This window comes from Wenzhouxiangella sp. XN201 (assembly GCF_011008905.1).
In the GTDB taxonomy this organism is placed as follows: domain Bacteria; phylum Pseudomonadota; class Gammaproteobacteria; order Xanthomonadales; family Wenzhouxiangellaceae; genus Wenzhouxiangella.
This window is the reverse complement of record NZ_JAAIVI010000021.1, coordinates 34,701-46,112: the sequence shown is the minus strand read 5'-3', so window position 1 is coordinate 46,112 and position 11,412 is coordinate 34,701. Positions and strand designations below refer to the sequence as shown.

General features: G+C 61.6%; 14 protein-coding genes. 2 read left to right on the top strand and 12 right to left on the bottom strand.

The window, feature by feature from the left end:
- Nucleotides 1–608: 608 nt before the first annotated feature.
- Nucleotides 609–791: a DUF465 domain-containing protein gene (locus G4Y73_RS11850; protein WP_205596632.1), complete on the bottom strand. Its 183-nt coding sequence runs from the start codon at nucleotides 789–791 to the stop codon at nucleotides 609–611.
- Nucleotides 792–859: 68 nt separating this feature from the next.
- Between G4Y73_RS11850 and ttcA the strand changes: the two genes are divergently transcribed.
- Entirely contained in the window at nucleotides 860–1,708 is an 849-nt protein-coding gene (gene ttcA, locus G4Y73_RS11845) for a tRNA 2-thiocytidine(32) synthetase TtcA (protein ID WP_164231870.1), read from the top strand.
- Nucleotides 1,709–1,773: 65 nt separating this feature from the next.
- Nucleotides 1,774–2,466 carry a hypothetical protein gene (locus G4Y73_RS11840; RefSeq protein WP_164231869.1) on the top strand — a complete coding sequence of 231 codons (693 nt, stop codon included), beginning with the start codon at nucleotides 1,774–1,776 and terminating at the stop codon, nucleotides 2,464–2,466.
- Between the two features lie 31 nt (nucleotides 2,467–2,497).
- Here the strand turns inward: G4Y73_RS11840 and G4Y73_RS11835 are convergent, their stop codons facing one another.
- From G4Y73_RS11835 to G4Y73_RS11785, 11 genes are all read right to left on the bottom strand, one after another.
- Nucleotides 2,498–2,911, bottom strand: a complete 414-nt coding sequence (locus tag G4Y73_RS11835; protein WP_164231868.1) for a DUF3465 domain-containing protein — start codon at nucleotides 2,909–2,911, stop codon at nucleotides 2,498–2,500.
- A 131-nt stretch (nucleotides 2,912–3,042) separates the two neighbouring features.
- On the bottom strand, nucleotides 3,043–3,468 hold the full coding sequence (locus tag G4Y73_RS11830; protein WP_164231867.1) for a F0F1 ATP synthase subunit epsilon: 426 nt from the start codon (nucleotides 3,466–3,468) through the stop codon (nucleotides 3,043–3,045).
- 3 nt (nucleotides 3,469–3,471) lie between these two features.
- Complete coding sequence (atpD, locus tag G4Y73_RS11825) at nucleotides 3,472–4,863, bottom strand: F0F1 ATP synthase subunit beta (protein ID WP_164231866.1); 1,392 nt, start codon at nucleotides 4,861–4,863, stop codon at nucleotides 3,472–3,474.
- 83 nt (nucleotides 4,864–4,946) lie between these two features.
- Nucleotides 4,947–5,810, bottom strand: a complete 864-nt coding sequence (gene atpG, locus G4Y73_RS11820; protein ID WP_164231865.1) for a F0F1 ATP synthase subunit gamma — start codon at nucleotides 5,808–5,810, stop codon at nucleotides 4,947–4,949.
- A gap of 134 nt (nucleotides 5,811–5,944) precedes the next feature.
- Complete coding sequence (atpA, locus tag G4Y73_RS11815; RefSeq protein ID WP_164232173.1) at nucleotides 5,945–7,492, bottom strand: F0F1 ATP synthase subunit alpha; 1,548 nt, start codon at nucleotides 7,490–7,492, stop codon at nucleotides 5,945–5,947.
- Nucleotides 7,493–7,552: 60 nt separating this feature from the next.
- A complete protein-coding gene (locus G4Y73_RS11810) occupies nucleotides 7,553–8,089 on the bottom strand; it encodes a F0F1 ATP synthase subunit delta (RefSeq protein WP_164231864.1) in 537 nt (178 codons plus the stop codon).
- A gap of 13 nt (nucleotides 8,090–8,102) precedes the next feature.
- Complete coding sequence (locus G4Y73_RS11805; RefSeq protein ID WP_164231863.1) at nucleotides 8,103–8,573, bottom strand: F0F1 ATP synthase subunit B; 471 nt, start codon at nucleotides 8,571–8,573, stop codon at nucleotides 8,103–8,105.
- A gap of 34 nt (nucleotides 8,574–8,607) precedes the next feature.
- Complete coding sequence (atpE, locus tag G4Y73_RS11800) at nucleotides 8,608–8,865, bottom strand: F0F1 ATP synthase subunit C (protein WP_164231862.1); 258 nt, start codon at nucleotides 8,863–8,865, stop codon at nucleotides 8,608–8,610.
- Nucleotides 8,866–8,928: 63 nt separating this feature from the next.
- The gene (gene atpB / locus G4Y73_RS11795; RefSeq protein WP_164231861.1) at nucleotides 8,929–9,795 is read right to left on the bottom strand and encodes a F0F1 ATP synthase subunit A; all 867 of its coding nucleotides are present in this window, start codon (nucleotides 9,793–9,795) and stop codon (nucleotides 8,929–8,931) included.
- Nucleotides 9,796–9,850: 55 nt separating this feature from the next.
- The gene (locus G4Y73_RS11790; protein ID WP_164231860.1) at nucleotides 9,851–10,216 is read right to left on the bottom strand and encodes a hypothetical protein; all 366 of its coding nucleotides are present in this window, start codon (nucleotides 10,214–10,216) and stop codon (nucleotides 9,851–9,853) included.
- A 148-nt stretch (nucleotides 10,217–10,364) separates the two neighbouring features.
- A complete protein-coding gene (locus G4Y73_RS11785; RefSeq protein ID WP_164231859.1) occupies nucleotides 10,365–11,402 on the bottom strand; it encodes a PDZ domain-containing protein in 1,038 nt (345 codons plus the stop codon).
- Nucleotides 11,403–11,412: the final 10 nt, after the last annotated feature.

The following is an 11,412-nucleotide window of genomic DNA, read 5'->3' as shown; positions in this document are numbered from 1 at the left end:
CAAGCTCTTTGGGCGAGTAACTTTTGTCAGTCGCGACAAAAGTCACCAAAAACGCTCTTAGAAGACGCGGTTGGTCCGCAGGACCAGAAGGCTCCTGGGCTTAACGGAGATACCGTTCGTGCCTTCGCTAGTGTTCGGTCGTGAAACATGGCGTTTTCGATAAGGCCCTGGCGTAGCCCGCACCCAGACAGCACGACCTCGATCGGGGTCGGCTTCGATTGATCGTGGAACAGTGGTTGGGGCTGGAACGCCACTCGAAGTCTTAGTGCCAGATGCGGGCCGCTGCAGGCGTCATCGCAAGCCAGCATGTTCCGCAGCCGGGCCCAAGCAAAGCCCCAGTCACAGTCCGTGAAGCCACTCCGCCTGAAGGATCTTGAGGCGCAACCGCCTGCTTTTAAGCGCGTTTTTTGGTGACTTTTTTCGCGCGGGAAAAAAGTTACCCGCCATCAGCCTGCGAAGCAGGCGGGCGGAACAGAAGTTGACTTGTCGAGGCCTCCACTGCGACAAGTGGCATCAGCCAGTCCAGTGCCCAACTTGCGAAGCAAGCCGGGCGAAACCGCCTTTGAAGTGTCGAGGCCCGCGCCGCGACCCGTGGCGTCAACCACCGATCAGGCATCGAGATCAGGAATCAACTGACTCTCATACCATGCAATCTGATCACGCAACCGCAATTTGCGCTTCTTGAGTCGCCGCAATTGCAGTTGATCGACGGAGGCGCTGTCGGCCATGCGCTCGATTGCCTGGTCGAGGTCGCGGTGCTCCTGGCGGAGCTCGTGCAGGCGAGCTGTCATTTCGGCGAAGTCTTTAGTCACTATTGCCGCTAGAATGAGATGCTTGGGAACAATTTCGGAGCGCCACCATGAACCGCGCCAGCCTGCCGCTGACCGTTGTCGACGACCAGCCGACCGACATACGCTCGCGCAAACGGCAATATAACACCAACAAGTTGATCAAGCGTCTGCGCCGCCAGGTCGGGCAGGCCGTGACTGACTACAACATGATTGCCGACGGCGACCGTGTCATGGTCTGCCTGTCCGGCGGCAAGGATTCCTTCGCGATGCTTGACCTGCTACTGGGACTCAAGCAAGCCGCACCGATTGATTTCGAGCTGACTGCCGTCAACCTCGACCAGAAGCAGCCGGGCTTTCCCGAGCACGTTCTGCCCGACTACCTCGAGTCGCTTGGCGTCGACTGGCACGTCATCGAGAAGGACACCTACTCGGTGGTCAAGCGCGTCGTGCCGGAGGGCAAGACCACCTGCGGACTGTGCTCGCGCCTGCGTCGGGGCACGCTTTATCAGTTTGCGCGCGATCACGGCATGACCAAGATCGCACTGGGTCACCACCTGGACGACATTGTCGAAACCTTCTTCCTCAACCTGTTCCACGGCGCCACGCTCAAGGCCATGCCGCCGAAGCTGCTCAGCGACGACGGCGACAACATGGTCATTCGCCCGCTCGCCTATTGCCTGGAAGCGGATCTGGAAAGGCTGGCCGAAGTACGGGAGTATCCGATCATTCCCTGCGACCTCTGCGGCAGCCAGCCCAATCTGCAGCGCCAGCAGATCAAGGCCATGCTGGCCGAGTGGGAACGTCAGCAGCCCGGACGGAAGATGTCCATATTCCGTGCCCTGGGAAAGGTGGCGCCGTCCCAGCTGTGTGACCGCGAGTTGTTCGACTTCGAGTCGCTGGCCCTGACGGGAGCATGACTTCAGGCACTGGCATGACAAGTGGTGTCAGTGCATGCTGGAGGGGTCAATTCAGGAGGTGCTTCATGCTCACACGACAACTGATTCCTTTTCTGGCGGCGGGACTGTTTGTTGCCGCCTGCGGGCCATTCAGCGAAGGCTTTGTACTCGAGGATGGCTCGGTCCTCAACAATGGCATTTCGGCGGTCAACGGCGCGGTGGAAATCGGCCGCGACTGCCGTGTGAACGGCGAGGTTTCGAGCGTCAACGGCAGCATCAGCATTGAAGGCGGATCAACTGTGGGGGGCATTGAAAACGTCAACGGCCGCATTCGACTGACCGAAGATGTGACTGTCGATGGCGGTATCGCGAACGTCAATGGACAGATTAACCTGGGGCCGGGCACTCATATCGAAGGCGATGTCGAAACCGTCAACGGCTCAGTCATGGCCGAAGAGAAGACCGTCATTACCGGACAAGTGGTCAGCGTCAACGGTCTGATCAGCCTCTCGGGCGTGCAGCTGGCGGGCATACAAAGTCAGAATGGCAGCATCCGGCTCGATGCCGGCACTGAGGTGAATGGCCCACTGACCATGAAGCGCTCGACGGGCTTCAGCCTGCAGATCGGCAGCCCGCCGGAAGTGATCATCGGCGCCGATGTGCGCGTCGAGGGGCCGCTGAACTTCGAGCGCGAAGTCCAGCTTTATGTGCACGAAAGCGCGACCATTGGCGAGGTGTCCGGCGCCGAGCCGGTAAGCTTCAGCGGCGACGAGCCTTAAGCGGAGCAGATCTTCCGCGGCGCGGGCCGCGTCAGTCGTAGAGCGTGCCGTTGTGGCGGATCCAGCCGCCGCCGCCAGGCTGCTCGGGATCATGATGCGTTCGAGCGAGCATGCCGCCGCGGCCGTTCCACTCGTAGCGGCCCTGGAATGCAACCGTGTCGCCCTGCTGCAGCGGAATCCGGTCGGAGGCCTCGACCGAGTGGCGGATGATCAGCGACAGGCCATCGCTGACACGCACGACCAGGCGCTGATGAATCTCGCCGTCGACGGTCTCATCGCCGATCAATTGGTTGACGGTGCCATGACCGCTGACCCAGATTCCCGTCCGCCCCTGTTCAAATGCCTCGATCAGGCGTTGGTTGTCGGGCAGGGCGTCACCGCCGCCGCAACCCGCGACCCCCAGGACGAGAAACATGACCAAGAGTACCCAATGCAGTCTTGTCATGAACTTCTCCTGTTTCCCTTTTCATGCAGAATACCAGATTTTCCTAATAGACCGCATCGAGGCAAAAAAATGCCCCGGTCCAGCCGGGGCATCCTGAAGATCAGCTATTCTGGGCCGGCGCGGCCGATTGATCAGCGCTTGAGCTGCTTGCGGAGCCGTTCCAGCGCTGCAAGCTGGGCCATCGCCTCGGCCAATTGCGCCTGGGCCTGTGCCACTTCCAGGTCCGCGGAGCGATCGGCAATGGCACGCTCGGCTTCTTCCTTGGCCTTCAATGCGGCCGCCTCGTCGAGGTCACTGGCTCGCAGGGCGGTATCCGACAGCACCGTCACCACGTGCGGCTGGATCTCGAGCATGCCGCCGGAGATGTAGTAGAACTCCTCACCACCCTCGGGCAGCATGACTCGCACCTGACCGGGCTTGAGCCGGGTCAGAAGCGGCGCGTGCCGGGGTGCGATGCCGAGCTCGCCTTCCTCGCCGGTGACCACCACCATGGTGACCTCGCCCGAAAAGATCTCGGCCTCGGCGCTGACGATGTCGCAATGAATCGTGGAGGCCATTCCTTAAGCCGCCTTCTCAGCCATCTTTTCGCCTTTCTCCACAGCCTCTTCGATGGTGCCGACCATGTAGAAGGCCTGCTCCGGCAGGTGGTCGTATTCGCCATCGACGATGCCCTTGAAGCCGCGGATCGTGTCCTTGAGCGACACGTAAACGCCCGGCGAACCGGTGAAGACTTCGGCAACGAAGAACGGCTGCGAGAAGAAGCGCTCGACCTTGCGTGCTCGCGCGACGGTCTGCTTGTCCTCTTCGCTCAGTTCATCCATGCCGAGAATGGCGATGATGTCCTTGAGCTCCTTGTAGCGCTGCAGCGTACCCTGCACCTTGCGGGCAACGTCATAGTGCTCCTGACCAACGACCAGCGGATCGAGCTGGCGCGAGGTCGAGTCGAGGGGATCGACGGCCGGGTAAATGCCCAGCTCTGCAATCTGGCGCGACAGCACGACGGTGGCATCGAGGTGAGCAAAGGTCGTGGCCGGCGACGGGTCGGTCAGGTCATCGGCCGGAACGTAGACGGCCTGGATCGAGGTGATCGAACCGGTCTTGGTGGAGGTGATGCGTTCCTGCAGCATCCCCATTTCCTCGGCCAGGGTCGGCTGGTAGCCCACCGCGGACGGCATGCGGCCGAGCAGGGCGGACACCTCGGTGCCGGCCAGGGTGTAACGGTAGATGTTGTCGATGAACATCAACACGTCGCGGCCTTCGTCGCGGAAGTACTCGGCCATCGTCAGGCCGGACAGGGCCACGCGCAGGCGGTTGCCCGGCGGCTCGTTCATCTGGCCGAACACCAGCGCCACCTTGTCGAGGACGTTGGAATCCTTCATCTCGTGGTAGAAGTCGTTGCCCTCGCGGGTTCGCTCGCCCACGCCGGCGAACACCGAGTAGCCGGAGTGCTCGATGGCGATGTTGCGGATCAGTTCCAGCATGTTGACGGTCTTGCCCACGCCGGCGCCGCCGAACAGGCCGACCTTGCCGCCCTTGGCGAACGGGCAGATCAGGTCGATGACCTTGATGCCGGTCTCGAGCAGCTCGTTACTGGCGGCCTGCTCGTCAAAGGCCGGCGCCTGGCGGTGGATCGACCAGCGCTCTTCTTCGCCGATCTCGCCGGCTTCGTCGATGGGATTGCCCATCACGTCCATGATCCGGCCCAGTGTCTGCTTGCCGACGGGCACGCTGATCGGCTTGCCGGTGTTGGTCACCGGAACGTGACGAGTCAGTCCGTCAGTCGAACCGAGTGCGATCGTGCGTACCACACCGTCACCGAGCTGCTGCTGGACTTCCAGCATCAGATCCTTGTCATCGACGGTCAGGGCATCGTAGACGTTGGGAACTTCGCCGCGGGGGTATTCCACGTCCACGACGGCACCGATAATCTGAACAATCTTTCCAGAACTCATGCTTCGACCTCAGTATATGTTTGGCGGCACTTGTTCGAGTACAGCCGGGTTTTCAATTCGTTTCACGTACCTTGAGCAGCCCATCAGACCGCGGCGGCACCGCCCACAATCTCGGAAATCTCCTGCGTAATCGAGGCCTGCCGTGCCTTGTTGTAGGCCAATTGCAGGTCGTCGATCAGGTCGCTGGCATTGTCCGAGGCGCTCTTCATGGCGACCATGCGCGCGGCCTGCTCGCTGGCCACGTTTTCCAGGGCGGCCTGGTAGATCAGCGACTCGACATAGCGCGTGAGCACGTCGTCGAGCAGCTGCTCGGCATCGGGCTCGTAGATGTAGTCCCAGTACTGCAGCATGGGCTCGTCTTCGGACGGCGGCAGCGGCAGAACCTGTTCAGCCACAGCCTGCTGGGTCATCGTGTTGATGAAGCGGTTGTAGCACAGGTAAACCCGATCGATCTTTTCTTCCCGGTAGCCGTCGAGCACCACCTTGATCGAGCCGATCAGATCCTCGAGGCGCGGCCTTTCACCCAGATCCTGGGTGGCCGCCGAGACTTCGATCTTCAGACGCCGGAAAAACTGTGCGGCCTTGCGCCCGATCAGCACGGTGGTGACCTCCACGCCCTGCTCCTGCCACTGCCGGAACTCGCCCAGCAGGGTACGGAAAAGGTTGGTGTTCAGCCCGCCGCACAGGCCACGGTCCGTCGCCAGCACGATGTAGGCGACGCGCTTGACTTCCTTGCGCTCGACCGTGAAGGGGTGGCGGTATTCGGGATTGGCGTGGGCCAGATGGCCGATCACCTGATGCATCATCCGCGCGTAAGGCCGCGAGGCTTCCATCCGGTCCTGCGCCTTGCGAATCTTGCTGGCCGAAACCATCTCGAGCGCACTCGTCACCTTGCGAGTGTTCTTGACGCTCTTTATCTGGCCGACGATCTCTCTTGATCCGCTCATATGCTTCTCAGTTTCGTGTTGGTTTCCTGGAACCGCAGATTTCGCAGATTGCCGCAGATTGGTACTTTCTCACTTGAATCGGCGTATATCTGCGTAATCTGCGGTTCCCAAAACTCCAGTTCGGTCAGTGACGCTTACCAGCTGCCGGTCTTCTTGAACTCGTCGCAGGCTTTTCGCAGCTCTTCCTTGAGCTCGTCGTTCCAGTCGCCGCTCTCGTTGATCTTTTTGATCAGATCTTCGTGTTCGGCATTCATGTGGTCGCGCAGCGCGGCCTCGAAGTCCGATACCTTGTTCAGCGGCAGATCGTCGAGGTAGCCCTCGTTACCCGCGAACAGGCTGACGGCCATTTCGGCGACCGACAGCGGCGAGTACTGCGGCTGCTTCATCAGCTCGGTAATGCGCTGGCCGCGCTCGAGCTGCTTGCGGGTCGACTCGTCCAGGTCGGAGGCGAACTGCGAGAACGCCGCCAGCTCGCGGTATTGGGCCAGCGCAAGGCGGACACCGCCGCCGAGCTTCTTGATGATCTTGGTCTGGGCCGAGCCGCCCACGCGCGAAACCGACAGGCCGGCATTGATGGCCGGACGAATGCCCGAATTGAACAGGTCGGTCTCGAGGAAGATCTGGCCGTCGGTAATCGAGATGACGTTGGTCGGCACGAAGGCGGACACGTCACCGGCCTGCGTTTCAATGATCGGCAGAGCGGTCAGCGAACCGGTCTTGCCCTTGACCTTGCCGCCGGTATTCTGCTCGACGAATTCGGCGTTCACGCGCGAGGCGCGCTCAAGCAGGCGCGAGTGGAGATAGAAGACGTCGCCGGGATAGGCTTCACGGCCCGGCGGACGACGCAGCAGCAGCGACACCTGGCGATAGGCCCAGGCCTGCTTGGTCAGATCGTCGTAGACGATCAGGGCATCTTCACCCTTGTCGCGGAAGTACTCGCCCATGGCACAGCCGGCGTACGGCGCGATGTACTGCAGCGCGGCCGAGTCGGAGGCATTGGCGGCGACCACGATGGTGTGTTCCATGGCGCCGTGCTCTTCGAGCTTGCGCACCACCGAAGCCACTGAAGAGGCCTTCTGGCCGATGGCGACGTAGACGCACTTGATGCCCTTGCCCTTCTGGTTGATGATCGCGTCGATCGCCACGGCCGACTTGCCGGTCTGGCGGTCGCCAATGATCAGTTCGCGCTGGCCGCGGCCGATCGGCACCATGGCGTCGATCGACTTCAGGCCGGTCTGAACCGGCTGGTCGACACTCTGGCGGTCGATCACGCCCGGGGCGATCTTCTCGATCGGCTCGGTGCGGTCGGTATCGATCGGACCACCGCCGTCGATCGGATTGCCCAGCGAGTCGACCACGCGACCCAGCAGCGCTTCACCCACCGGCACTTCCAGGATGCGGCCGGTGCAACGAACCGTGTCGCCTTCACTGATATGCGTGTAGTCGCCCATCACGACGGCGCCGACCGAATCGCGCTCGAGGTTGAGCGCCAGGCCGTAGGTATCGCCGGGGAATTCGATCATTTCCCCCTGCATGGCGTCGGCCAGCCCGTGCAGTCGGCAAATGCCGTCGGAGACGCTGACCACCGTGCCTTCGGTGCGTGCTTCGGAAGAGATTTCGAACTGCTCGACGCGCTTGCGGATCAGATCGGAAATTTCAGTCGGGTTGAGGGTCTGCTGCATCATTGCATCCTTGAACAATCAATTTATTTCGATCCGGCACTGGTGCCGGGACCGGTTCATCTATCCAGTCATCTGGCGGCCGAGCTGCTCGAGCCGACCGCGAACACTGCCATCGATCACCTGATCGCCGGCGCGAATGATCGCTCCGCCGATCAGGGATTCATCCACTTCGACGTCCATTTCGATCTCGCGGCCGAAGCGGGACTTGAGCCGGTCTGCGAGGCGATCGGTCTGCTCATCATCCATCGGCATCGCCGAGATGACCTGCACCTTGATTCGCGCATCCGCTTGACGGCGCTGCTCCTCGAACTGCTCGGAAATCTCCGGCAGCAACTCGAGCCGGCCATTGGCGATCGCGATACGCAGGAAATTGAGAAACGCCTCGTCGAAGCGATCCTTGCCCACTTCGATGAACACTTCCAGTACGCGCTCGCCGCCCATTCGCGGATCGCCCACCAGGTAATGCATTTCCTCGGTGCCCACCATGGTGGCGGCAAAGGTCAGTGCATCACTCCAGCGTTCGAGCGTATTGTCGGCGCTCGCCGCCTCGAAGGCGGCCCGGGCATACGGCCGCGCCAGTGTGGTTCGATTCAACATGGCTTAAACACCGTCAGAGGTCCGCCGCCAGCTTGTCGAGCATTTCGCGATGACGCTCGGTGTCGATTTCTTTCTCGATCACGCGGCTGGCGCCCGAGACTGCCAGGCCGGCAAGCTTTTCGCGCAGCTCTTCTCGCGCCTGATTGGTGGCCTGGCGGATCTCCGCCTCGGCTGCGGCAACCTGGCGATCGCGCTCGGCGATGGCATCCTGCTTGGCCTGCTCGACCAACTGATTCCCGCGCACGCTGGCCTGTTCGATGATTTCGCCAGCCTTGCGCCGCGCTTCACGAATGGCTTCGTCGGCTTCGGCATTCGCCTTCTCCAGGGCCCGCTCGGCTTCTTCCGACTGCGCCAGGCCGTCGGCAATCGCCTTGCGGCGTTCCTGCAAAGCGGCGGTGATGTGCGGCCAGACATAGGTCATCACGAACCACACGAACACCAGCATCGCGATGCTCTGGCCGATCAGGGTGAGATTAATGTTCATGCCCTTGCCTCCGTATCCAGTCGGTCGCGATCGGTCAGCCCGCCACCATGGCGACGAACGGGTTGGCGAAGGTGAAGTACAGCGCGATACCGACACCGATCATGGCCACGGCGTCGAGCAGGCCGATGGCAATGAAGAACTTGGTCTGAAGCATGGGCGCAAGCTCCGGCTGGCGAGCCGTGCCTTCCAGCAGTCGACCACCGAGGATGCCGACACCGATGCCTACACCGAGGGCACCCAGACCGATCAGAAGTGCAACTGCGATGGCAGTCATACCCACTACAAATTCCATAGTAATCTCCAGATAATTGTCAAAACGTACGGGTCAAGAAATTCCAGTTTTTCCGAACACCAGTCAGTGCTCCTGGCTCGCCAGGCTCAGATAAACCACAGTCAACATCATGAAAATGAACGCCTGCAGCGGCACCACAAGAATGTGGAAAATCGCCCAGACGAAATGCAACGGCAGCTGCCACAGCCCGACCAGCGCGATCAGGATGAAAATCAGTTCCGCGGCATACAGGTTGCCGAACAGTCGCAGCCCCAGCGAAAGCGGCTTGGCCAGCAAAGCCACGCCTTCCAGGATCAGATTGATCGGCATGAACAGAATCTTGATGATCGGGTTCTTCGCCGAAAACGGCTGCAGCGTCAGTTCGCCGACAAAGCCGGACACGCCCTTGAACTTGAGGCTGTAGAAAACGATCAGCACGAACACCGTCAGCGACATACCCATCGTGACGTTGACGTCGGTGGTCGGAACCACCTTCATGTAGACATGGTGCGGGTCGAGCCCGAGCACATTGGCGCCCAGCACCTGGGCGAGGACCGGCAGCCAGTCGACCGGCACCAGGTCCATCACGTTCATCAGCAGAATCCATACGAACAGGGTCAACGCCAGGGGCGCGATCAGCTTGCTCTTGCCGTGGAAGGACTCGCGCACGGTGTTGTCGGCAAATTCGACCACGGCCTCGACCGCGTTCTGTACGCCACCGGGCACGCCTGCAGTCGCCCGCCGGGCAACCCGCCAGAACAAGGCGATGAACAAGACGCCCAGCCCCACCGACCAGAACATGGAATCCACGTGAATGGCCCAGAATCCCATTTCCTTGGCTTCAGCGGCGCTATGCGCGAAGCCCCACGAACCGTCCGGATGACGCCCGTAGGTAAGGTTCTGCAGGTGGTGCTTGATGTATTCGCTAGTGGTCTGACCGGCTTCCGCCATAATCCATTCCAGACTGTCGTTCAGGCCGGGCGTCCTGCTTCCCGGACAATCAGGTTCAACGGTGTCGGGCGAGGACGGCCAGCGTGGTCAATTGCGCGGCTATGAAGCCGCCAATCAGCCACAAGACCATCACGTCCCGGTAACCAATAAAAACCGCCGCAAACAACGCGGCGGTCAGAATCCACTTGCCGGCGTGCCAGGCAAGCATGCGGCCGACGGTGACTTCCCGTCCGGCCAGCCGCCAGGCTCTGTATCGCCCGGTGGCAAGTAAAGTTGGAATCAGACAGATGCCGCTACCGATCAGAACCGCGATGACCGCTTCTGCCCCCGCAACCATCGCAGAGACCGTTCCGACTACAGCGAGCTGGCCAATTGAAGCGGCCCACAGCGTCCGGACATCGATCAGGCCGTCCGAACTCACGTGACCTACGCTCCGTCTCGTCCAAATCGCATCAATTATAGCAGGTGATTGCTTTTTGCGGCAAGACTGAGCCCGTTTCGATGACGCATGGGCCGGAGAAAAGGGGCCCGCCCGCGGAGCTGGCGGGCCCGGGTCGGCATTCGAGGGCTTAAAAGCCGGGCAGGAGGGTCTGCATCAGAGCCGATACCGCCTTCGGCTCGGGCAGATCGGCTTCGATCGTGATGCGCTCGCCGTCGCGCATGACTTCCAGCGTGACGGTCTCGCCGCCCTGGCCCAGCAGGGCCCGGCCAATTTCCACCGGACGCGAAACCGACTCGCCGTCGATGCTGAGCACGACGTCGCCGTCCTGAAGCTGGAGCGGGTTGTCCGCGTCGATGCGCAGCACAACCACGCCTTCGGCCGTGCCGAAATACGGTTCGAGGCCGGCGTGATTGCTGATCATGTCGCTGTGACGGCCCAGGCCAGCCAGGCGCCGTGGCAGCGGCGGTGCCGGACTCCGGGGGCCCTTGCCTTCCAGGACGATCACTTCCCGGTCAATGGCGGGCGCATCCGGGGCACCCGGCGCGTGTGGCGGCCCGTAAATGTTATGCGTAATCACGCGAAAATCGCGAGCCGGAGAAGAGAGTTCCACATCGAAGGTCATGCGACTGCCATCGCGCTCGATCTCGACGGGGACCGTGTCGCCCGGTTCAAGGCCCTCCATTGGCGCGCGGAGGGTCTCGGGGTTCTTGCCATCGACCACCTCGCCGTTGATCGAGATCAGCCGATCTCCTGCCTCGATGCCCGCCTTGTCGGCCCCGCTGCCGGGCGTGACGCCGGTGATTTCACTGGCGTCATCCCCGAGCAATACACCGAGGCGGGGCCGAGTCAAGCGCAGACCCCTGATGACTTCGCGATGGATGCGCTCTTCCATGCCGGCAAGCTCGCCTTCCAGGCCCTCGATAGCCTCGAGCCGTTCGGCGCGGATATCGAAGGCTTTGGTATCGGCCAGCTCACGCTGAATACGCGCCATTTTTCGGGCCGCTTCGGCCACCTCGCGGCGCGCCTGTTCGAGCTCCGCTCTCAGCGCTTCGTGCTCGACACGTTCTTCCTCGGCAACGGCCTGGGCATCTTCCTCCGTCTGGGCCATGAGGGCTTGTGGAACGCCCAACATCAGGGTAATCAATACAATTAAAAGTGTGCGCATTTTCAGGTAC

Excerpts from the sequence above, each read along its gene's own strand:
- G4Y73_RS11810 (WP_164231864.1), bottom strand. The coding sequence starts at position 8,089 with ATGTTGAATCGAACCACACTGGCGCGGCCGTATGCCCGGGCCGCCTTC.
- ttcA (WP_164231870.1), top strand. The coding sequence starts at position 860 with ATGAACCGCGCCAGCCTGCCGCTGACCGTTGTCGACGACCAGCCGACC.
- G4Y73_RS11830 (WP_164231867.1), bottom strand. The coding sequence starts at position 3,468 with ATGGCCTCCACGATTCATTGCGACATCGTCAGCGCCGAGGCCGAGATC.
- G4Y73_RS11840 (WP_164231869.1), top strand. The coding sequence starts at position 1,774 with ATGCTCACACGACAACTGATTCCTTTTCTGGCGGCGGGACTGTTTGTT.
- atpB (WP_164231861.1), bottom strand. The coding sequence starts at position 9,795 with ATGGCGGAAGCCGGTCAGACCACTAGCGAATACATCAAGCACCACCTG.
- G4Y73_RS11850 (WP_205596632.1), bottom strand. The coding sequence starts at position 791 with ATGACAGCTCGCCTGCACGAGCTCCGCCAGGAGCACCGCGACCTCGAC.
- atpA (WP_164232173.1), bottom strand. The coding sequence starts at position 7,492 with ATGCAGCAGACCCTCAACCCGACTGAAATTTCCGATCTGATCCGCAAG.
- G4Y73_RS11835 (WP_164231868.1), bottom strand. The coding sequence starts at position 2,911 with ATGACAAGACTGCATTGGGTACTCTTGGTCATGTTTCTCGTCCTGGGG.
- atpG (WP_164231865.1), bottom strand. The coding sequence starts at position 5,810 with ATGAGCGGATCAAGAGAGATCGTCGGCCAGATAAAGAGCGTCAAGAAC.
- atpD (WP_164231866.1), bottom strand. The coding sequence starts at position 4,863 with ATGAGTTCTGGAAAGATTGTTCAGATTATCGGTGCCGTCGTGGACGTG.
- atpE (WP_164231862.1), bottom strand. The coding sequence starts at position 8,865 with ATGGAATTTGTAGTGGGTATGACTGCCATCGCAGTTGCACTTCTGATC.
- G4Y73_RS11785 (WP_164231859.1), bottom strand. The coding sequence starts at position 11,402 with ATGCGCACACTTTTAATTGTATTGATTACCCTGATGTTGGGCGTTCCA.
- G4Y73_RS11805 (WP_164231863.1), bottom strand. The coding sequence starts at position 8,573 with ATGAACATTAATCTCACCCTGATCGGCCAGAGCATCGCGATGCTGGTG.